Origin of the sequence: Arenibacter nanhaiticus (genome assembly GCF_900141935.1) — a bacterium.
In the GTDB taxonomy this organism is placed as follows: Bacteria; Bacteroidota; Bacteroidia; order Flavobacteriales; family Flavobacteriaceae; genus Arenibacter; species Arenibacter nanhaiticus.
Genome location: NZ_FQYX01000005.1, coordinates 1 through 21,338 on the forward strand (window position 1 = coordinate 1; position 21,338 = coordinate 21,338).

Sequence of the window (21,338 nt, forward strand, 5' to 3'; positions counted from 1 at the left end):
TACGAACAAAGCATAGATCGTACGGAAATCAAAAAACTTCCTTCGAACGGAATTGACAGAACAAAAATTAAAAAGCTTCCAAGCAACGGAATTGATAGAACTAAAATTAAAAAGCTTCCTTCTAATGGATAATTCTTATACTATTTATTAAAATAAGGTTTCTAGATTCATTAGAAACCTTGTTTTTTTTACTATATATGTACTTTGAAAACATACCGTATAAAATAAAGCATGTTGAAATCGTACAAAAACCTTGATAATTCCCCGAAAAAATCAAAATCGAGAAGTATCCTTATAGGGAGTATTGTAGCTTTTGTTATTGCTATGACCCCATATTTATTCTACCTATACAAGTCAGCTCCCTCTGGCAGCACCGTGGATTTTTACTTTTTCACTTACGAAAGCAAATACCAAGAAAGTATTTCCTTGGTCATGTGGTTTTTTATGGTAAAGTCTATCCCGTTACTATTAATGCTGATTTGGTTTTTTACATGTAAACATTGGTGGTATCATGTACTTCTGATTCCTATTGCAATGTTTTCTTTTCAAATTGTCTCCCTTATTTATGAAGACCGATATTTAGACGAAGTAGAACTTTACTGGTTATTACCAATAATGACCATTATAATTCCATTTGTTTATTTTATACGTTTAAAATTATTCGACAAACATGTTCTAGGCATTGACCTAGATGCCATGGACCAGGAATTAAACGCTTACAAGGAAAAGGAGCGTTTGGAAAAGGAGCGTTCGGAAAAAGAAAAAAACGGCTAAAGAAAAAATATCGTAATTTTGAATTTGGGAGGTTCCGGTATTTATCGGAATACTAAAGACTGAATTACAGCGTATGATCCAACATTCCTCACCTTTTAGCAGACATCAATTACTGCCTCAAGAAGAAACTTTAGAAATACTTAGGCAGAAAGGAGAACTGTTTATTGGAATCCCTAAGGAGAATCAATATCAGGAAAAACGGATTTGCCTCACCCCAGATGCCGTAAATGCCATTACTGCTAATGGACATCGAATCTTAATTGAGTCCGGAGCCGGTGAAGGCTCTAATTATTCCGACATGGACTACACCGATGCCGGAGCAGAAATAACCAGGGACACCAAAAAAGTATTCTCCTGCCCTATCCTTTTGAAAGTAGAACCTCCTACCCTTCACGAGATTCAATTAATGAATCCACAGAGCACCATTATTTCTGCTTTACAAATAAAGACCCAGAACAAAAAATATTTTGAAGAGCTCGCTAAAAAAAGAGTGACTGCCATTGCTTTTGAATATATCAGAGACGAAGACGGCAAATACCCTGCTGTAAGATCACTAAGTGAAATCGCCGGAATCTCCTCTGTCTTAATCGCCTCCGAGATCATGTCTGCCACCAATAAGGGAAATGGCTTAATGTTTGGCAATATTAGTGGCGTTCCGCCAGTAGAGGTAGTCATCATAGGTGCTGGGACCGTAGGTGAATTCGCAGCCAGATCTGCCATAGGTCTTGGCGCTAATATTAAAATCTTCGATAACTCGATCTCTAAACTACGTTGTATACAAACCAATTTAAAACAAACCGTATACACCTCTACTTTACAGCCTAAAAACTTATTAAAAGCTCTAAAACGGTGTGATGTAGCCATAGGAGCGATGAGAGGAAAAGATCGCTCTCCGGTAGTCGTTACCAACACCATGGTTGAGCAAATGAAAAAAGGAGCCGTTATCATAGATGTAAGTATTGACATGGGAGGATGCTTTGAGTCTAGCGAGGTTACCACCCATGCCAAACCTATAATCTCTAAACACGGTGTATTGCATTACGGGGTACCTAACATCCCTTCGAGATACCCCAAAACAGCCTCCATTTCTATAAGCAATATCTTTACTCCCTACTTATTGAAAATCGGAGAAGATGGAGGGCTAGAAAACGCTCTCCGATTTGACAAAGGTCTAAGAAACGGTTTGTATCTTTACCACGGTATATTAACTAACAAATCTGTAGGCGAATGGTTCGACCTCTCCTATAGCGACATTAATTTTCTTATTTTTTAATTTATGGCATTTTTAAAACGTTTAGGCTTCTTCATTTTTGGATTATCCATTGGTTTGGTATTTTTAACCGTATTCCTGAAGAAAAAGTCCGAAGAAACAGGATCGGAATTTTGTTATTTCCCTAATTGCAGAGCTCTTAAAGATATTAGATCTAAAAACATATCCTATTCCGACGCAATAAACCAACTCATCCAAGAAAAACAATTGGACAGCACCGATATCGATAATTTTTTACAAAATGGAGATGTCAATTTTAAAAGAAGCCAAACCAGAACCACTCCTTGCAAAACCTATATCATAGAAGGAACCTTACGAGAAAAAGAAGCCGTTCTTACCGTGAAAAATTGCGCTAAAAAGGCGACCATAGAACGAATTGACACCCAATAAGCAAATCGATTTCTACAATAAAAGCGATCCCGTTAAAAAATATAACAGGATCGCTTTTTAGTTATGTCGATTTTTGATAGTTTATTAATTACCACAAAAAACTTTTTTTTATTCCAAAGAAACTCACAGTTTACGACGACTGCGTTCTTTTTGCAACAAAGAAAGCTCTCTACTGGTTTGCCCAGCCACCGAAGTATTTTCTTCAGCTCTTCTGATAAGATAAGGCATCACGTCTCGAACAGGTCCAAAAGGCAAGTATTTGGCTACCCTATACCCTCTTTTGGCCAAGTTAAAAGATATATGATCGCTCATTCCGTACAATTGCCCAAACCAAACTCTGTCATCATCAACCTTCATGTTGCGCTCCTCTAATTGCTCCATCAATTTATAACAACTAACTTCGTTATGGGTTCCCGCGAATAAAGACATCGTCTCTATATTGTCCAACATATAACTAATTACACTGTCAAAATTTTCATCTGTAGCCATTTTTGATGCACAAATTGGAGTAGGATAACCTTTTTCTTCCGCTCTTAAGTTTTCCTTTTCCATATAAGCACCACGAACCACCTTCATTCCAATGATGTAATTGTGCTTCTTTGCATCTTCATGAAGTTTTTTCAAATACGATAAGCGATCCCAACGATAGGTCTGCAGTGTATTGTATACCACTGCTTTCTCTTTGTTGTATTTCCGCATCATATCTTCAATTAGCCTGTCTGCTGCGTCTTGCATCCAACTTTCCTCCCCATCTATCAGCAGGGAGATATCCAAGTCATGAGCTTTTTTACAAACCTGATCAAACCTATCTACTACCCGCTCCCATTCTTTAGTCTCGGCCTCGGTTAAGCTTTTCCCTGCACTTATCTTTTCATATAGACCAAACCTACCAAATCCGGTCGGCTTAAATACGGCAAAAGGAATAGCCTCTTGTTTCTTTACGAAATCCAATATATTTAGGGTTTTCTCAAAACAAGCTACTAACTGACTTTCTTCTTCCTGACCTTCCACAGAGTAATCCAAAATCGTAGAAACACCTTTTTGATAAAGCTTCTCGGCTACCGACAAGCAATCTTCTTCATTAACTCCTCCACAAAAATGATCAAACACGGTCACCCGTATAAGACGCTCAACAGGCAATTTGGCTTTAATTGCAAAATTAGTAACCGCAGTACCAATCTTAACCAATGGTTCATTTGCTATTAACTTAAACAAGAAATAGGCTCTTTCTAGTTCTGAGTCGGTTTTAAGAGCAAAAGCCGTTGCGGTATCCTCAAAAATATCCTTCATTTATACGAATTTTATAAGGAGGCAAATATAAGTACAGTATTTGTATTCTTATCACACAAAATAGTGTTTATTTTGTGTTTCAAATTTTATTTCAAATGAACTCTATTACAACACCATCTTACGCCGTACATTTTAACCAAATTGCTTATACGGAATTAAATAAACATCTCTCGCAGTCTAAATACTCTAAGATTTTTATTCTAGTAGATGAAAACACCCATAATTACTGTTTGCCAACTTTTTTGGCTCAAATTAACGAAGATTATGATTTTGAAATTATAGAAATTGAAGAAGGTGAAGTAAATAAGAATATACACACCTGCACCCAGGTGTGGGAGGTTCTTTCGGAATTGGATGCAGACCGAAAAAGCGCCATGATAAACCTTGGTGGAGGCGTCGTTACCGACTTAGGAGGCTTTGTGGCTTCTTGTTTTAAAAGAGGAATAGACTTTATCAATGTCCCCACCACCCTATTATCTATGGTAGACGCATCCGTGGGCGGAAAAACCGGAGTAGACCTAGGACCTTTAAAAAATCAAATTGGCGTCATTAATCAGCCACAAATGGTATTGATTGTCCCAGAGTTTTTAAAAACACTTAACGAACGTCAACTGCAAAGTGGTTTTGCGGAAATGCTTAAACACGGATTAATTAGAGATGCTGCTTATTGGGAAAGCTTAAAAGCTGTTTTGGACTTTGAGAATATCGCTGATTTTATTTATACCTCGGTTACCATTAAAAATGAAGTCGTTTTACAAGACCCTACCGAACAAAATCTTCGTAAGATACTAAACTATGGGCATACACTAGGGCATGCCATAGAATCGTATTTCCTAGAAAGCCCAAAGCACGATTTATTGCTACATGGAGAAGCCATCTCCATCGGGATGATCCTAGAAGGATACCTTTCCTTTAAATTGACCGGCCTTCCGGAATCAGAATTAAATGATATTAAAGCTAGTTTTTTAGCCAGATACAAGAAAACAACCTTCACCAAAACAGACATAGACACTATTCTGACTTTATTGAAGTTTGATAAGAAAAACTCCCACGGCAATGTAAATTTTGTACTGCTGAAAAATATTGGGGAATGTGCAATAGACATCAAGGTCCCTGAAGATTTATTAAAGGAAGCCTTTGAATTCTATGCAGAATAAACACTCTTACAAAAATACAAGAACACTTCTTGGATGTTTGGTTTCGGTTAAAGGATAAGAACCAGACATCCAAGCTAGTCAATACACCTAAAAATAATTTAGTAAACCTCCCAAAAACAACCTCGTAGCTTCTTGCAAAACAGCTAGGTAAGAATAAGATTGCTCCAACTGTTTTCTTTAAACTCAAAAGATAATTCATCAAAAAAAAGCTGTGTTTAAAATGCAAAACTGCGTTTATCTAGTAAACAACAGTTGTTACATCACCTTCACACAGACTCCCTATTAAAAAAGCCTTTCCAACCTGTTCTCTTCATTGCAAGCGGAACCCCATAAATTATCGCAAATCAATATCCTTTATAACGCAATCAGGTCAAAGAAAACTAAGTTTTATATTAGACAGACATATATTTTTGTTCCAAAATCAATTGATGGTGTTTTTGATGCCCACAGATCACAAATCCCAAAATAGCAACACTCCATTTTATATTGCTTGCCGTTCCTTCACGCCTTAGCATTTCATCATCCAAACCCGAAAACAAGGAAATAGTAGCAGCCCTAACAGTTCGATACTCCTCTACGATACTCTCTTTACTTCTACTATTAGCATTACAATGCAAAACAAAATCATCCTGATCAAATCCCGGTAGGGAAGTTTTATCATTTCGCAAAAACCGCAAGGCCCTATATTGAAATACACGTTCGGCATCTATAACATGTACGAGAACTTCGGCAATTGTCCATTTCCCTTTCCCATAAGACGACAAAAATAGACCATCAGGTATGCTTTCTATAAAAGAAATAAACTCATCACTACCATCCTTTAACAAATCCATCAATTGATCGCCATTCAATAAAGAGACATAAGAGCCATAAAACTCATTATGCACCTCATCAGGTAAATTAAACTTGTTCATATATGCCCTAAATTAAAAAAATCCCAAACAAATAATTTGAATGGGATTTTAAGTTATTATTCACCTATAATTACATTTCATTAAAAATGGTATGCATCAATCGTTTTTTATCATTAATACTTTCCTCTAATGAAATCATCGTTTCTGTTCTGCTGATTCCATCGATATCATCAATTTTAAAGATAATATTTTTAGCGTGATTGGTATCTTTTGCACGGATCTTACAGAAAATATTAAACTTACCTGTGGTAATATGAGCAACAGTTACATTTGGTATCAAATTTAATCTTTCCAAAACAAATTTTGTCTGGTGGGTTTTTTCCAAGAAAATACCAACATAGGCAATAAATGCATATCCAAGCTTTACATAATCTAAAGTCAAGGAAGACCCTCTTATGATCCCCGCCTCTTCCATTTTCTTAACACGAACATGCACAGTACCGGCAGAAATCAAAAGCTTTTTCGCTATATCTGTAAACGGCGTCCTAGTGTTATCTATTAACATATCTAGGATTTGATGGTCTATTTCGTCTAATTTTACTTTACTCATTAGTGTTTAGTTTAATTGCAAAAATAAAACAAAAACAAATTAAATTCAATAAAACAATGTTTTTTTTATGAAAAATGTAACGGATTTAAGGTTTTAAAAAAGTATTCCAATTTATTTTAACAACAAACAGACCTCTACATACTTCTCCAGCTCCTGTACATCACTGTTATTTAAACAGTTAAATGTTTTATGCCCGTACACACCCTCCAAGACACCTATATCTTCCAGCCTTTCTTTAAAAACAACCTCCCCATCTATCAGGGTTTCTTTAAATAAAACCCCTGCACTCTCCCCCTTTTTATATTTAGGATCAAAAAGGTGGATATTTTTAATCAATACATCATAATACAATTTATTATTGTTGGGGATTTCGGTGTATTTCTTAATATCATAATTGTTTACTTCATTTTTAGCTATAACATCCAAGGCTTTTTCTAACGCTATGTAAATAAACCGCCTAGTTTCCTCTCTTTGGTAATCACCTTTAAAATGCCCTGCTTCAAACAAAACTGTAGGAGTATTTAGCATTTGAAAAGTATCCCCAATACAATTGCTATTAAAACCATCATCGTATCTACCCACCTGACCAGGAATAAATTTCTGCAACTCCTGGTTCATAGCCACAATTAATTGCATACTCATTCCCCTGGTCTTAGAAATACTTCGTTCTTCATCCTGAGCCGGCGCCAAAAAAGAAACCGTTGCAGGCATTGGTGTTTTTCCTACATTAAAAATAGTACGCTGGTCATGAAGATTAAAACAAAAATTAGGCCTAAACCCTTCGTACACATTTCTCAGAACGACACTTTCGGGCTGAGTTCTTTGTTGCGCATCCCTGTTCAAATCAACTTCATTTGCATTTACCCTTGTATAAGCTGCAGCCCCATCCGGATTTAAAATAGGGATAATTTTAATGGTGCAGTTTTTAAGAATTGACAATGCATTTGGTTCATCGGTCTGCAAAAAATTTAGAAGGTCTAAAACAGCTTTAGTAGTAGTAGATTCATTTCCGTGCATTTGAGACCACATTAAGATTTTTGTCTCCCCACCACCTAAAGTTACCATTTTAATTTCGCGATCCTCAACAGACCTGCCTATGGTTTGAACCTTAAAATTTTCCGGGAGTTTTTCTAAATACCCATCGATGTCACTTCCCACAACATACCTTCCTTTTATTGATCCCTCCTTTATAACACTATACTTCTTATGACTCATTACAACCGTAAATTTATTAGCTAGCAACAAAGGTAAGGTCAAAATTAATTACATCTGTAACTTCTGAAGTTTACTTTTGTAAACCCAAAGCAATTCATTCGGGGCGTTGCTTTTTGTAAAATGTTACATTTGTATCACCAACTTCTCGTTAATATATTTTACATATACAAAAACCTCAAAATCAGTTTTTTATATATATTTACCTAAATTTTTAAATTAATTAACAATTATAATTTTAAAGATTATTCATTGGTTTTATAATTGTAAATTACGTATTTTTGACTATATTAAATTACAATGGTAAACACTTCGGAATTCATTGAGAGACTAAACAAAGTGCTGGGTTTTTACGATCTTTCAGCCTCTGTTTTCGCGGATAAAATTGGTGTCCAGCGCTCTAGTATCTCCCATCTTTTATCGGGCAGAAACAAGCCTAGCCTAGAATTTGTATTGAAGGTAATTTCGGCTTTTCCCGACGTAGATCTATATTGGCTTTTAAACGGTAAGGGCTCCTTTCCTAGCCGATCAAAAACAAATGACGTCGAAAAGGAAATCGTTGTTGCTCCAGAAACCCAGCCTAAAAAACCAATCCAGCAATATGTTGATCCTTCTGAAAAACACAAGACCATTGAAAAGATTATCATCTTTTATACGGACGGAAGCTTTAAAGCTTATAATGAAAATGGTTAAATAAATATTTTCTTTTTTTCCCACATCCCGACTAGATAATCACCCTTAATTTCTTTATTTTGCAGGCATGATAAATAAGATGTTTTTAGGTTTAGTTGTGCTACTTTTTGGCGCTAGCTCTTGTTACCAACCAGAGCGAAATTGTAAAAAATTTCAAAATGGAAAGTTTTCGTTTACAACAGAAATAAACGGTGAAACCAAGACCACCATTTTTACTCGTGAAGACGCTATTGAAATTGACGAGTTTGAAGGAAGGATAGACACCTCGTCCGTAAGATGGATTAACGATTGCGAATATATCGTCAAAAAATTACATCCAAGAAACATGGCCGAAGAAAAGTCTATTCACATGAAAATATTATCTACCTCGGAAGATTCTTATACTTTTGAATACAGCGTTGTGGGAAACACTAAAAAATCGATAGGTACTGCTATCAAAATAGAATAACTTTTTTAACGTACTTAATAATCTGGCCGCTTAAATAACCCTAACTATTAGCTGTGGTGACATAAATCTTATTACAGTGCGGCCATTTTCCCGACGATCTTTTTTCTCGCCACACGAGAACACTAAGTCACTTCATTAAAAACAACACTTTATTTCCACAATTAAAATCGCGACACAAAATTACCCACTCTAACAAACAACTGCGAGGATTATTAAATTTTAATAATATAAGTGTCTTTTTTTTTAGTAAACAAGCCAAACACAGCCATCTTGTCTGCACGAAGCTTTTTAAGTTAAAACCATACTACCAGATGAGTTTATTCAAAAGCCCGTCAAACAGCCTTAAAAGGATACCTATAGGGGTTTCGTCAGCAAAACCCTCAAGACCTTACTCAACAATCCCGTTTATACAGATTTTATAGAATATTTCCTTGGGCGCCCCCTCCTTCGTCGGTCGGGCACTTGGCTATATCCCTTGCTCCGCTTCGGGGATGCCGCCGCGGTCCCTAACGCGGAAAAACACAAAAATGTACCTCTATGCTAATGTGGGAATTACTGCCCAGAAGAACCTTCGATACTTCCCTTTAATAAACATACTTCTTCCTCCCAAGAAACCCCTTTCTGATATCCAACCTACATATTGGCAATAAAAAAAGCCAAACTAAATTAGTTTGGCTGGCTAAACGACACTTCTGCTGTCGACTTACTTTCTTTTTTTAGCAATCGTTGTTGTTGCTTTACTGTTAACGTACTGCCGTCCGGACTCCATCCTGGAGGTCCAAAAATATACATCAAGGCATGGGAGAACTTTTTAGATCGTTTTACATCCAAATAAATATCCTTAAACTCATGTGTTAATATCACTACAGGGTTATAGGTATCCGGCGCGTGGGTCACCCCGTACTTTACATCAATATTTTCATCATACTCTTTCCAAGTACCAAACATTTTGTCAAAAATATTCAAGAACCCACCATGGTTTTTATCTAAATATTCTACATTTTGCGCATGATGCACCTGATGCATCGTATGAGTATTAAAGATCTTTTCTAGAAAACCTAGCTTGGGAATATACACCGAATGCAACTGAAATTGCCATAAAGCCTCAATCCCTAAGCACACCACGACCATTTCTGGCGGAAAACCAATAGCTGGCATCCACATATAAAACAATGGTTTGTAAAAAATAGTAAACCATCCGTTACGAATAGCAGTTCCCAAATTAAAATTTTCAGAAGAATGATGCACTATATGTGCAGCCCATAGTATTCGGATCTCATGATTGGCCCTATGAAACCAATAATATGTAAAATCATCGGCTAATTGACAAAAAATCCACACATACCACACATATCCAAATGATGAATACCCTAAAACATTAGCCCTAACACCATCGGTAACAGGATTGAACAATTCATAAGTATATTCAAAAATGACAATAGCCGAAACAACTTTAATCAAGGGAGCGATAATGGCCGATCCAATACCCATAAATCCACTAGCAGCTAAATCTTTCCAGTTATATAATTGGTCGTCTCCGTGGGTTTTACTATAGGTAAGTTCTAATAAAATAAAAGCAATAAAGCAAGGTACACCATATACCAGGGGGTTGGTAAAATCCATAAATCAATCAATTTTCCTCAAATATAGCAATATAATAAGATTCTTAAAGAATATAAAAGAAAGACTGCTAATAAGGTGGGGGATTATTTTTTCAAACCTCGAAGCAATTCGTTTTGTTCTTCCATAAGTTTTTCCATACTGGCCAACAATTGGATATCTTTTGGTGTTTTTACCTCTGTGTCTTTAGGGTCTTCGGCTTTTGTCCTAAAACGGGTCATAAATTTTATAACCACAAAAATAGTGAAGGCAATAATTAAAAAATCTACCAAAACCTCAATAAGAGCTCCATACCCTATAGCAACTTCTTCAGATTTCCCTTGAGCTTCTCTTAAAACGTATTGTTTGTCCGCAAAATGAACATCGCTAGTCAAAAGAGACAAAGGCGGCATAATTACCTTATTAACCAATACACTAACCACTTTATTAAAAGCAGTCCCTATAATAATCCCTACCGCCATATCAATCATATTCCCCTGAATGGCAAAACTCTTAAACTCATCAAAAAACTTCTTCATACACACTACCTATCAAAAAAGCTTCGACTGCCCTTCACTATCATCTTGTTTATCATCAGACATTTCAGCCTTTTTCTCCTTTTCCGCGGCCCGAGGATCTACATTTTCCTCATCTACGACTTCCATGTCAGCAGCATCTTCTTCCTTTTCCGCTTCATTTTCTGGCGCTTCATAAGGGAGCGACTCTAGTACGTTTATGCTTTTAACCTTATCTGCAGTCAGTTGATTCCCTATCGCTTTTATTCCTTTAATAGCGATAAAATCCTCTACATCAACAACCTGACTTGGCCTCACTTCCTTTCCTCTAGGCTTCACAAATTCTATTTCTACCACAGGCCTCCAATCAGTAGAGATTATTTCTAAAAATGATTTAGGGTGATCCGAAATTACCAACTCTTCTTTATTCTCGCTTTCTATCAAAAAACGCTTTAAATAATAGCGCTCTTTCTCCCCTTCGTAATGAATCACCGAAATTGGCTTATTAGGAGTCCATTTCTCCAAGACAATCATATTCTCATCAAAATGAGTCGTCAATTCTGGAATTATAGTTTTAACTACTCCTTTTTGAGTAGCCACCAACAACAGATCTTCTCCTTTAAACTCGCCCAACAACTCTCCTCTACCATCTACATTTAATCGCCTAACGATATCATCGAACCAAATTTTTCTCGGTTTTAGAGTAGAGACCCCTTTTTCTTTTAATTCTATTCGCTTAACTGAATACTTACTTACAATATTTCCTTTAGAAGCCCTTCCCTTAATAAGAACGTCTGCAAAATCTATATCCCACTTTAGTTTTTTAACACTCCCCACCTGTCGCAACAATACAGTTACGACTTCGGCCTCACCGTTAGGGTTTGCCGAAAAATAAAGAATCTCCGAATTAGCCTTGCCATTGGTAAGGTCATAAACCTTATCACGGGTTATACTGGTTACACTAAATCGTTTTACATAGCTAGGACCACCTTTGCCGTCCTTATAAATCATATTGTAGATAGTGCGTTTATCCTTTTTCTTAAATACCGCTACATGAATAATATTCTTCCCTACAAAAATCTTTGAATCAACCTTGGAAACCATCATTTTGCCATCTCTCGTAAACACTATAACATCGTCAATATCGCTACAATCCGTAACATATTCATCGCGTTTTAACGAAGTACCTACGAAGCCTTCCTCCCTATTTACATACAGTTTCGTGTTTCTAATAGCAACCTTGGTAGCTTCGATATCGTCAAAAACCCTAATTTCTGATTTTCGCTCTTTTTCTTTGCCGTATTTTTCTTTTAATGATTTAAAATAATGAATGGCAAAATCGACCAAATTCTCTAAATGATGTCTTACTTCGGCAATACGCTCCTCTAAATTATCTAAATACTGCTGCGCTTTATCCAAATCAAATTTAGAAATACGTTTAATCCTTATTTCCGTCAGCCTTACAATATCTTCTTCGGTAACCGCTCTTTTCAAGTGAGCCGTAAAAGGCTTAAGCCCTTGGCCTATTGCTGCTATAACACCTTCCCAAGTTTCCTGTTCTTCTATATCCCTATATATCCTATTCTCTATAAAGATTCGCTCTAGAGATGCAAAATGCCACTGCTCTTCTAGCTCCCTCAACTGAATCTCCAATTCTGCCCTCAATAGTGATACCGTATAGTCGGTAGAGCGGGCCAACATTTCGGTAACCCCTATAAACAACGGCTTATTATCTTCTATAATACATCCTAATGGAGATATAGAAGTTTCACAAGCTGTAAAAGCATATAAGGCATCAATGGTTTTATCGGGAGAAATACCGCTTGGCAGATGTACTAAAATTTCAACATCCGCAGCCGTATTATCCTCTATCTTTTTTACTTTTATCTTGCCTTTATCATTGGCTTTTAATATTGAATCTATTAAAGTAGAGGTATTGGTTCCATGAGGTATCTCACTTATAATCAGTGTGTTTTTATCTAACTGAGCTATTTTAGCCCTTACCCGTATCTTACCCCCTCGTAGACCATCGTTATAATTACTTACATCAATGATACCTCCGGTTGGAAAATCTGGATAAAACTTAAATCGCTGTCCTTTCAAATGTTTAATGGACGCATCGATTAATTCATTAAAGTTATGAGGAAGCACCTTTGTAGAGAGACCTACTGCAATACCTTCGGCCCCTTGAGCCAATAACAACGGAAATTTAACCGGCAAGTTCACCGGTTCTTTTTTTCTACCGTCATAAGACAATTGCCATTCGGTGATTTTAGGGCTAAAAACAACTTCTAGAGCAAACTTGGTCAAACGAGCCTCTATATATCGAGATGCGGCCGCTCGGTCCCCCGTCAATATATTACCCCAGTTCCCCTGGGTATCTATCAGTAAATCTTTTTGCCCAATTTGAACCATAGCATCTGCAATACTCGCATCGCCATGGGGATGGTATTGCATCGTATGCCCAACCACATTCGCCACCTTGTTGTACCGACCGTCATCGAGCTCCTTTAAAGCATGCATAATCCTTCGCTGCACCGGCTTAAAACCATCTTCGATAGCAGGCACTGCACGCTCTAATATAACATAGGAAGCATAATCTAAGAACCAGTCCTTATACATCCCGGTAACCTTGGTAAGGGCGTCTTGAGGCTCATCAGTATTTTCGGTTGACATATCGGTCATGTCTTCATTCAATCCTTCGTTAAACTCCTCGTTTTCCTCCATATAGAAAGATTCGTATTGTATTGGTTTATAATTAGTTTTCTTCTACTATATCTAGCTCTACTTTAAGATTTTCTATGATAAATTTTTGTCGTTCGGGAGTGTTTTTCCCCATATAAAATTCCAATAAATTTTCAATAGACATTGCTTTATCCAACATCACCGGCTCTAATCGTATATCGGCACCGATAAAGTATCTAAACTCATCAGGTGAAATCTCCCCCAAACCTTTAAACCTTGTGATTTCTGGTTTTCCGGACAGCTTTTCTATAGCTGCCGTTTTCTCCTCCTCACTATAACAATATAACGTTTCCTTTTTGTTTCGAACCCTAAACAAGGGGGTTTGCAGGATATACAAATGGTTTTCTTTAATCAACTCCGGAAAGAATTGAAGAAAAAAAGTAATTAACAACAACCTGATATGCATTCCATCGACATCGGCATCGGTAGCGATCACAATATTATTATACCGCAAATCCTCCATTGACTCCTCTATGTTCAATGCTGCCTGAAGCAGGTTGAATTCCTCATTTTCATACACAATCTTTTTGGTCATTCCATAGGAGTTCAAGGGCTTTCCCTTTAAACTAAATACCGCTTGTGTATTTACGTCCCTAGATTTTGTAATCGACCCCGATGCAGAATCACCCTCGGTAATAAACAAGGTACTCTCTAAACTACGTTCATTTTTAGTATCTCCTAAATGCACTCGGCAGTCTCTTAATTTTTTATTGTGCAAACTGGCCTTTTTAGCCCTATCCTTGGCCAATTTACGAATACCGGACAATTCCTTTCGCTCCCGTTCTGCCTGCATGATTTTCCGTTGCAGCTTTTCGGCCGTTTCTGGATTCTTATGCAGATAGTTATCTAAGTAAGTACCGACAAAGTCATTGATATAAGTCCTTACGGTAGGCAATTCGCCTCCCATATCGGTGGACCCTAATTTGGTTTTCGTCTGACTCTCAAAGACCGGCTCCATTACCTTGATGGCAATCGCGGAGACTATGGATTTCCTCACATCTGAAGGATCGTAGTTTTTATTGTAAAAATCGCGTACAGTTTTTACAATCGCCTCACGAAAAGCTGCCTGGTGCGTTCCTCCCTGGGTGGTGTTTTGTCCATTGACAAAGGAGTGATACTCTTCACTGTATTGTGTTTTACTATGGGTTATCGCTATTTCTATGTCTTCTCCCTTTAAATGAATAATAGGGTAAGCCATATCCTCCATACTATTATTATCTTCCAAAAGATCCTTTAATCCATTTTCGGAATGAAATTTTTCACCATTAAAAACAATAGTTAATCCAGGGTTTAGGTACACGTAGTTTTTAAGCATTCGCTCTACGTACTCATTCCTAAACTTATAGTTTTTAAAAATAGCTTCATCTGGCGAGAAGGTAACTTTTGTCCCTTTCCGTCTGGAGGTTTCCTCGGGCCCATTCTCACTAATAAGGGTTCCTTGTTCAAATTCGGCCGTTTTAAGCATCCCCTCCCGTGAAGACTGTACTTTAAAGGAGCTCGATAAGGCATTTACCGCTTTGGTACCTACCCCGTTAAGACCTACCGATTTTTTAAAGGCCCGAGAATCATATTTTCCACCGGTATTCATCTTGGAAACTACATCTACAACCTTACCCAAAGGTATCCCTCGCCCATAATCGCGTACGTTCACCTCTTTATCCTTAATCCCGATTTCGATGGTCTTGCCCGCCCCCATGACAAATTCATCTATACAGTTATCTATAACTTCTTTGAGAAGAATATAAATACCGTCGTCTGCCGAGGAGCCATCTCCTAATTTACCTATATACATTCCAGGGCGCATTCTAATATGCTCCTTCCAATCTAACGATCTAATATTATCTTCAGTATACTGGGCGTTTTCTAACATTAATTAGGGTTTTAAACGAAAGTGTTGCTAATATAGCAAGTGTTGCAAAAAGATAAAACCCTTAAGCGATAAAGTAATCAACAATAAAAATTTAATAATTGTTCACAATCTTCACCATTAAGGATAAAATCACAAATCACGAAACAAAAAAAGCTGCAGTAATCAGCATTATTATCAACCAACAATACTCTTAAAACCGCAATTTGCTCCAATTACAATCTATGAAAAAAAAATTAAACGCCTTACAGTCTTAAAAATACCGTAAAACGTTTAATATAAAATTCTATAAAGATACACTATACTTTCTTCCTATAAATAAAGAAAGAACAAAACAAGAAAAACTACACATTAAATCTAAAATGCATCACATCACCATCTTTAACAATATACTCCTTGCCTTCTACACGCATTTTTCCAGCTTCCTTAACTTTAGATTCACTTCCGAAACTTACAAAATCAGAATAAGCAATAACTTCTGCACGTATAAATCCCTTTTCAAAATCGGTATGGATCACTCCAGCTGCCTGAGGCGCGGTCGCTCCTACAGGAATCGTCCATGCTCTTACTTCTTTTACACCTGCAGTAAAATATGTTTCTAAATTCAACAACTTATAAGCTCCCCTGATTAATTTTGCCGATCCTGGCTCCGTTAAACCTAGGTCTTCTAAAAACATTTGACGCTCCTCATAACTTTCCAACTCCGTAATATCTGCCTCTGTCCCCACAGCCAAAAAGATTACCTCGGCATTTTCCTTGGCAACAGCTTCTTTTACCTGTTCTACATAAACATTTCCAGTGGTAGCGGCATCTTCATCGACATTACAAACATACATTACCGGTTTATCCGTAATAAACTGCAATGGCTTTACAAATTCGGCGTGCTCATCTTCACTAAACTCAATAGCTCTAACAGAAACACCAGCTTCTAGACCTTGTTTTAATTTTAAAAGTACCGCCTCTTCTTTCTGAGCCTCTTTATTTCCTGTTTTAGCCGCACGCTTTACTTTTTCTAGCTTTTTATCAACAGTTTCCAAATCTTTTAACTGCAATTCCATATCAATGGTTTCTTTATCCCTGATAGGATTTACAGAACCGTCAACATGCACAATATTATCATTGTCAAAACAACGAAGCACATGCAAAATAGCGTCAGTTTCACGGATGTTCCCCAAAAATTGATTCCCTAACCCTTCTCCTTTACTTGCTCCTTTCACAAGTCCTGCAATATCCACGATCTCTACAGTAGCTGGCAAAACCCGCTCCGGATTAACCAACTCCTCTAGCTTCTGTAATCTTGTATCCGGCACATTTACAACGCCGATATTAGGTTCTATGGTGCAAAAAGGAAAATTGGCACTTTGCGCTTTTGCATTAGACAAACAATTAAAAAGTGTTGATTTACCTACATTGGGCAATCCTACGATACCTGCTTTCATTATCAATTATAATTATACGCCAGAATTATTTAAAAATATTCCCATGCTCTGGCTGTTTAAAACAGCTACAAAGATACTATTTAAGTCCATTTTCTAATACAAATTAATTATGATAAATTTTTTAAAAGATTATTTACGTAAATTTAAAGAAACCAAAACCTAAACGACTAATTATGAAACTATCATGTTTTTTATCTTTGGCATTTTTATTTCACCTCAACACACTACTAGGTCAGCTTACAGTGACAGGAACAGTCGTAGATGATAGCGGACAGGCGCTAGCAGGTGTCAATATTGTAGAAAAGGGCACTACCAATGGTACGGCCACTGACTTCGATGGCAAGTATCAAATTTCTGTAGCCAAAAACGCTACCCTTATTTTTAGCTACATTGGCTACAATACCACGGAAAAAATTGTCAATGGAAACCCGATAATTAATATTACCCTGACAGAAGGAATGCTTTTATCCGAAGTACAGGTCGTCGGCTCCAGAAGCTCTAAAAGAACAGCCACGGACACTGCTGTCCCAATCGATGTACTCGATGTTGCCGACATAGCCACTACCACAGGTAAAGTCGAGGTAAATGACATTCTTCAATACGCAGCCCCTTCCTTTAATGCCAGCAAACAATCAGGATCGGACGGAGCCGATCATATTGTCCCGGCTTCTTTAAGGGGACTAGGGCCAGACCAGACCCTGGTACTTATTAACGGAAAAAGACGCCACCAATCTTCCTTGGTAAATATTTTTGGTACTCGAGGTCGAGGAAACTCAGGTACAGACCTAAATGCCATCCCCTCCTCTGCTATTAAAAGAATAGAAGTTTTACGCGATGGAGCTTCTGCACAATACGGGTCCGATGCTATTGCTGGGGTTATCAATATTGTTCTTAAAGATAATAGTCAAGGATTCACTGGCGGTATTACTTATGGCGGAAACAGTACTGCAATAGGCGAAGGCTGGGCCGAAGAATCAGGAGAAACCCTTTACAATGTAGAGGGCAAAAATAGATTGGACGGAAAAAGCAGGAATTTCGATGGCATCACAACAAAAATCGATGCTAATTACGGTATGCCCCTAGGAGAAAACGGTGGTTTTGTAAATATTACAACAGAATTGCTTTCTAAAGAAAAAACCTTAAGGCCAGGATTTTCTTGGCGAAAAGGATACGGTAGCGCTGCCGTAGACGGATTTAACTTTATGATAAATTCTGCGGTTCCTGTTGGAGATAAAACAGAAGTGTACGCCTTTGGGGGGCGAAACTTTAGAGACACAGACGCTTACGCCTTTTCTAGAGACGCTTATATTCAAGGTGATGCCGATGCCTCGGACAACAGAACAGTACCTAGCTTGTACCCGGATGGATTTACACCTAGAATTACTTCTCTGATTACCGATGTATCTGTATCAGCAGGCATCCGACATGAAATGGAAAACGGATGGAATGTAGATTTTAACAACACTTACGGTAAAAACAATTTTCACTATTACATCAAGGAAAGCAACAACGCTTCCATGAAGGAAGCATCTCCAACGGATTTTGATGCTGGAGGCCACTTTTTAGCAATGAACACTACTGGACTGGAATTCAATAAATATTTTGAAGATATTGCTTCCGGACTTAATATCGCTTATGGTTTGGAATATAGAACTGAAAATTTCGGAATTTTTGCCGGAGAAGAATCCTCTTACGCCTTGTACGACAACAACGGAACTCCTATTAGCAATCCCGCTTCACAAACCGTTGCCACCGACGGAAACGGTCAAGACCTACCCGGAGGCTCACAAGGATTTCCCGGCTATAGTCCGGATAACGAGGTAGATAGAAGCAGATCTAATTACGGTATATATGTAGATTCAGAATTAAATATTACAGACAACTTTATGGTTGCCGGAGCCTTGCGTTTCGAAGATTACAGTGATTTTGGAAATACCTTCAACTTCAAATTGGCTAGTAGATATAAAATCAACAACGATTTATCTATAAGAGGCTCCATCTCTACTGGTTTTAGAGCCCCTTCTTTAGCACAGCTATATTACAACCTGATTTTCAACAATATTGTAGCAGGAGAATCTGTCCCGTCCCTATTATCTGCTAACAACAGTACTGTTACTAAGGCTTTTGGAATAGGCCAATTAAACGAGGAGAAGGCTTTCAATGCTAGTTTAGGTTTTACTTATAGAAAAAAAGGGTTTACCGCTACTATAGATGCCTACTCTATTACTGTTAAAGACAGAATTATTTTAACAGATAACTTTACCGATCAAGCTGTTTTAGGTCCCTTAAAGGTAGACGCTGCCCAATTTTTCGCCAATGGGGTAGACACAAGAACCTCCGGTATCGACATGGTGCTCTCTTATGAAACTTGGGTAGGCGATGCTGGAAAAATAAAGGTAGGACTTATCGGAAACATCAACGATCTTAAAATTAAAGAGATCCATAATGGCAACCTCAACCAGTTTACCTTTTTCGGTCCCTTTTCCCAAGCTTATTTAAAAGCCGCCGCGCCAGATTATAAATTTGGCTTAAATATGAGGTATTCTTCCGAAAAATTCGATGCCAACCTTAGTCTAACGCAATTCAGTGAAGTTACTTTGCAAGATTTTCAATGGGTAGAAACACCTGCTACCACCCAAGCTGAGGCTGACGCCTTATTTCCTGTTGCCACGGATATTTACAAAGCAAAAATGGTAACCGATGCCAGCGTGGGATACCAGCTCAATAGCAACCTTAAGTTCACAGTAGGTGCCAATAACCTATTCAACACTTACCCTACTTCACAATTTGATGGCTGGACAGACCAAGGAGGCTTGGCCGACTCTGTACAAATGGGATCGGACGGCACCTATATCTTTGGGAGATTGAATTTTAAATTTTAAACTATATGTTTTCAAAAAAAGACAAAACCCGCAATTGGCGGGTTTTGTCTTTTTATTGATCAGGATACGAAATAAGGTTTTACCTATTCCGGATGCATAAAACGTTGCTTTCCTAAAAGAACCTCCTCGGTCTCTACATTATCATCATCGGGCACGCAACAGTCTACCGGACAGACCGCAGCACACTGCGGCTCCTCGTGAAATCCTTGACATTCCGTACACTTATCTGGTACTATGTAGTAAATCTCATCACTGACTGGCTCTTGCGACTCATCAGCATCGACTTCTTTGCCATCAGGTAAGACTACCTTGCCTTTTAGTGAAGTACCATCACTATAACGCCAATCATCTGCACCTTCATAAATTGCAGTATTTGGACACTCAGGTTCACATGCCCCACAATTTATACACTCATCTGTTATTATAATTGCCATATTTTTTTATTTCTAATGCTTACTTTTGCACAAAGGTAAAGCCTAATAAAATCTTTTACAAATATAATGACAGACCTTACACATATATCAAACTCTTTTGTTAAACTTGGAAGTTTTTTTCAAGAATATTACGAATATTCAAAGAATAATACCGAAATAAACAGCAATCAACAATCATGGTTTCAAAAATTTGACGAAGCTATAACCTTATCTGGACATAAAAACGGCTGGTTTACTAAAGAGAATATTCTTTATAGTCTTAAAAGTTGGGCCGAGCAATTGACTGCTGAAAATCTGGAAGAATGGCTTTCTACCTATGAGATAGAGAAAAATCAACCAAAAACCGTTGCTATTGTAATGGCCGGAAATATTCCCTTGGTAGGTTTTCATGACTTTTTAAGCACCTTGATAACAGGAAACAGAATATTAATAAAATTGTCGTCCAATGACAGCGTATTATTGCCCTGTGTAGCCCAATACTTGATAGAAATAGAACCGACCTTCAAGGACAAAATTGATTTTACAGACGGAAAATTAGACGCTTTTGACGCGGTCATAGCTACCGGAAGCAATAACACATCGCGTTATTTTGAACACTACTTTAGTAAAAAACCTAACCTTATCCGAAAAAGCAGGAACTCCGTTGCGGTCCTTACCAACAACGAGACCAAAGAACAACTGACTGCCTTAGGAGAGGATATTTTTAGATATTATGGCTTAGGTTGCAGAAGTATTTCAAAAATATTTGTTCCTAGAGACTATAATTTTGATCAACTTTATGAGGCTATTTACAGCTATAAGGACATTTTAGACCAAGCTAAATTCTCTAATAATTACGACTACAATAAAGCCGTCTATTTAATGAGTGAATACAAAATTCTGGACAACGGTTTTTTAATGCTCAAGGAAGATACTAATTACGCCTCTCCTATAGCTACTTTATTTTATGAATACTACGATTCTTTAGAAGAACTAAAAAATAAACTAACAGCTAATAGTGATAGATTGCAATGCATCGTAGCTGATGGTGTTTTAAAAGATGAAGTTAAATTTGGCCACACACAAAAGCCTTCTTTAAAAGACTATGCAGATAACATAGACACCGTGGAATTTTTAATAAAAACATAATTTAAAAATACCTTTTTTATTTAGACACATC

General features: G+C 37.4%; 18 protein-coding genes. 8 read left to right on the plus strand and 10 right to left on the minus strand.

What is annotated here, in order from left to right:
• Positions 1-231: 231 nt before the first annotated feature.
• The 3 genes from BUA16_RS04415 to BUA16_RS04425 all read left to right on the plus strand — a co-directional run bounded on the left by BUA16_RS04415 (position 232) and on the right by BUA16_RS04425 (position 2,434).
• Positions 232-774: a hypothetical protein gene (locus tag BUA16_RS04415; RefSeq protein WP_072763439.1), complete on the plus strand. Its 543-nt coding sequence runs from the start codon at positions 232-234 to the stop codon at positions 772-774.
• Positions 775-847: 73 nt separating this feature from the next.
• A complete protein-coding gene (locus BUA16_RS04420) occupies positions 848-2,047 on the plus strand; it encodes an alanine dehydrogenase (RefSeq protein ID WP_072763440.1) in 1,200 nt (399 codons plus the stop codon).
• A 3-nt stretch (positions 2,048-2,050) separates the two neighbouring features.
• Positions 2,051-2,434 carry a hypothetical protein gene (locus BUA16_RS04425; RefSeq protein WP_072763441.1) on the plus strand — a complete coding sequence of 128 codons (384 nt, stop codon included), beginning with the start codon at positions 2,051-2,053 and terminating at the stop codon, positions 2,432-2,434.
• Between the two features lie 123 nt (positions 2,435-2,557).
• Here the strand turns inward: BUA16_RS04425 and BUA16_RS04430 are convergent, their stop codons facing one another.
• On the minus strand, positions 2,558-3,724 hold the full coding sequence (locus tag BUA16_RS04430; protein ID WP_072763442.1) for a proline dehydrogenase family protein: 1,167 nt from the start codon (positions 3,722-3,724) through the stop codon (positions 2,558-2,560).
• Between the two features lie 95 nt (positions 3,725-3,819).
• Between BUA16_RS04430 and aroB the strand changes: the two genes are divergently transcribed.
• A complete protein-coding gene (gene aroB, locus BUA16_RS04435) occupies positions 3,820-4,881 on the plus strand; it encodes a 3-dehydroquinate synthase (RefSeq protein ID WP_072763443.1) in 1,062 nt (353 codons plus the stop codon).
• A 392-nt stretch (positions 4,882-5,273) separates the two neighbouring features.
• Here the strand turns inward: aroB and BUA16_RS04440 are convergent, their stop codons facing one another.
• The 3 genes from BUA16_RS04440 to BUA16_RS04450 form a co-directional block, all read right to left on the minus strand.
• A complete protein-coding gene (locus BUA16_RS04440) occupies positions 5,274-5,795 on the minus strand; it encodes a DinB family protein (RefSeq protein WP_072763444.1) in 522 nt (173 codons plus the stop codon).
• Between the two features lie 70 nt (positions 5,796-5,865).
• On the minus strand, positions 5,866-6,345 hold the full coding sequence (locus tag BUA16_RS04445) for an Lrp/AsnC family transcriptional regulator (protein ID WP_072763445.1): 480 nt from the start codon (positions 6,343-6,345) through the stop codon (positions 5,866-5,868).
• A 111-nt stretch (positions 6,346-6,456) separates the two neighbouring features.
• On the minus strand, positions 6,457-7,560 hold the full coding sequence (locus BUA16_RS04450) for a M14 family metallopeptidase (protein WP_072763446.1): 1,104 nt from the start codon (positions 7,558-7,560) through the stop codon (positions 6,457-6,459).
• A gap of 297 nt (positions 7,561-7,857) precedes the next feature.
• Here BUA16_RS04450 and BUA16_RS04455 point away from each other — a divergent pair, with 297 nt between their 5' ends.
• A complete protein-coding gene (locus BUA16_RS04455; protein ID WP_072763447.1) occupies positions 7,858-8,250 on the plus strand; it encodes a helix-turn-helix domain-containing protein in 393 nt (130 codons plus the stop codon).
• A 67-nt stretch (positions 8,251-8,317) separates the two neighbouring features.
• Positions 8,318-8,698 carry a DNA topoisomerase IV gene (locus BUA16_RS04460; protein WP_072763448.1) on the plus strand — a complete coding sequence of 127 codons (381 nt, stop codon included), beginning with the start codon at positions 8,318-8,320 and terminating at the stop codon, positions 8,696-8,698.
• A 666-nt stretch (positions 8,699-9,364) separates the two neighbouring features.
• Here the strand turns inward: BUA16_RS04460 and BUA16_RS04465 are convergent.
• The 5 genes from BUA16_RS04465 to ychF form a co-directional block, all read right to left on the minus strand.
• A complete protein-coding gene (locus BUA16_RS04465) occupies positions 9,365-10,321 on the minus strand; it encodes a sterol desaturase family protein (protein WP_072763449.1) in 957 nt (318 codons plus the stop codon).
• Positions 10,322-10,404: 83 nt separating this feature from the next.
• On the minus strand, positions 10,405-10,836 hold the full coding sequence (gene mscL / locus BUA16_RS04470; RefSeq protein ID WP_072763450.1) for a large-conductance mechanosensitive channel protein MscL: 432 nt from the start codon (positions 10,834-10,836) through the stop codon (positions 10,405-10,407).
• A 12-nt stretch (positions 10,837-10,848) separates the two neighbouring features.
• Positions 10,849-13,539 (minus strand): DNA gyrase/topoisomerase IV subunit A, encoded by a 2,691-nt coding sequence (locus BUA16_RS04475; RefSeq protein ID WP_072763451.1) that lies wholly within the window; start codon positions 13,537-13,539, stop codon positions 10,849-10,851.
• 31 nt (positions 13,540-13,570) lie between these two features.
• Positions 13,571-15,427, minus strand: a complete 1,857-nt coding sequence (locus tag BUA16_RS04480) for a DNA topoisomerase IV subunit B (protein ID WP_072763452.1) — start codon at positions 15,425-15,427, stop codon at positions 13,571-13,573.
• 341 nt (positions 15,428-15,768) lie between these two features.
• The gene (gene ychF / locus BUA16_RS04485) at positions 15,769-16,863 is read right to left on the minus strand and encodes a redox-regulated ATPase YchF (RefSeq protein WP_072763453.1); all 1,095 of its coding nucleotides are present in this window, start codon (positions 16,861-16,863) and stop codon (positions 15,769-15,771) included.
• A gap of 173 nt (positions 16,864-17,036) precedes the next feature.
• Here ychF and BUA16_RS04490 point away from each other — a divergent pair, with 173 nt between their 5' ends.
• The gene (locus BUA16_RS04490) at positions 17,037-19,745 is read left to right on the plus strand and encodes a TonB-dependent receptor (RefSeq protein ID WP_072763454.1); all 2,709 of its coding nucleotides are present in this window, start codon (positions 17,037-17,039) and stop codon (positions 19,743-19,745) included.
• An 83-nt stretch (positions 19,746-19,828) separates the two neighbouring features.
• Here BUA16_RS04490 and BUA16_RS04495 read toward each other — a convergent pair whose 3' ends face one another.
• Positions 19,829-20,179 (minus strand): 4Fe-4S dicluster domain-containing protein, encoded by a 351-nt coding sequence (locus BUA16_RS04495; protein WP_072763455.1) that lies wholly within the window; start codon positions 20,177-20,179, stop codon positions 19,829-19,831.
• A gap of 66 nt (positions 20,180-20,245) precedes the next feature.
• On the opposite strand from BUA16_RS04495, the gene BUA16_RS04500 reads away from it, so the two are divergent.
• The gene (locus BUA16_RS04500) at positions 20,246-21,307 is read left to right on the plus strand and encodes an acyl-CoA reductase (protein WP_072763456.1); all 1,062 of its coding nucleotides are present in this window, start codon (positions 20,246-20,248) and stop codon (positions 21,305-21,307) included.
• The last annotated feature ends 31 nt before the right edge of the window (positions 21,308-21,338 follow it).

What these genes read in the sequence shown, in the direction of transcription:
- BUA16_RS04415 (WP_072763439.1), top strand. Translation starts at nt 232, where the DNA reads ATGTTGAAATCGTACAAAAACCTTGATAATTCCCCGAAAAAATCAAAA.
- BUA16_RS04420 (WP_072763440.1), top strand. Translation starts at nt 848, where the DNA reads ATGATCCAACATTCCTCACCTTTTAGCAGACATCAATTACTGCCTCAA.
- BUA16_RS04425 (WP_072763441.1), top strand. Translation starts at nt 2,051, where the DNA reads ATGGCATTTTTAAAACGTTTAGGCTTCTTCATTTTTGGATTATCCATT.
- BUA16_RS04430 (WP_072763442.1), bottom strand. Translation starts at nt 3,724, where the DNA reads ATGAAGGATATTTTTGAGGATACCGCAACGGCTTTTGCTCTTAAAACC.
- aroB (WP_072763443.1), top strand. Translation starts at nt 3,820, where the DNA reads ATGAACTCTATTACAACACCATCTTACGCCGTACATTTTAACCAAATT.
- BUA16_RS04440 (WP_072763444.1), bottom strand. Translation starts at nt 5,795, where the DNA reads ATGAACAAGTTTAATTTACCTGATGAGGTGCATAATGAGTTTTATGGC.
- BUA16_RS04445 (WP_072763445.1), bottom strand. Translation starts at nt 6,345, where the DNA reads ATGAGTAAAGTAAAATTAGACGAAATAGACCATCAAATCCTAGATATG.
- BUA16_RS04450 (WP_072763446.1), bottom strand. Translation starts at nt 7,560, where the DNA reads ATGAGTCATAAGAAGTATAGTGTTATAAAGGAGGGATCAATAAAAGGA.
- BUA16_RS04455 (WP_072763447.1), top strand. Translation starts at nt 7,858, where the DNA reads ATGGTAAACACTTCGGAATTCATTGAGAGACTAAACAAAGTGCTGGGT.
- BUA16_RS04460 (WP_072763448.1), top strand. Translation starts at nt 8,318, where the DNA reads ATGATAAATAAGATGTTTTTAGGTTTAGTTGTGCTACTTTTTGGCGCT.
- BUA16_RS04465 (WP_072763449.1), bottom strand. Translation starts at nt 10,321, where the DNA reads ATGGATTTTACCAACCCCCTGGTATATGGTGTACCTTGCTTTATTGCT.
- mscL (WP_072763450.1), bottom strand. Translation starts at nt 10,836, where the DNA reads ATGAAGAAGTTTTTTGATGAGTTTAAGAGTTTTGCCATTCAGGGGAAT.
- BUA16_RS04475 (WP_072763451.1), bottom strand. Translation starts at nt 13,539, where the DNA reads ATGGAGGAAAACGAGGAGTTTAACGAAGGATTGAATGAAGACATGACC.
- BUA16_RS04480 (WP_072763452.1), bottom strand. Translation starts at nt 15,427, where the DNA reads ATGTTAGAAAACGCCCAGTATACTGAAGATAATATTAGATCGTTAGAT.
- ychF (WP_072763453.1), bottom strand. Translation starts at nt 16,863, where the DNA reads ATGAAAGCAGGTATCGTAGGATTGCCCAATGTAGGTAAATCAACACTT.
- BUA16_RS04490 (WP_072763454.1), top strand. Translation starts at nt 17,037, where the DNA reads ATGAAACTATCATGTTTTTTATCTTTGGCATTTTTATTTCACCTCAAC.
- BUA16_RS04495 (WP_072763455.1), bottom strand. Translation starts at nt 20,179, where the DNA reads ATGGCAATTATAATAACAGATGAGTGTATAAATTGTGGGGCATGTGAA.
- BUA16_RS04500 (WP_072763456.1), top strand. Translation starts at nt 20,246, where the DNA reads ATGACAGACCTTACACATATATCAAACTCTTTTGTTAAACTTGGAAGT.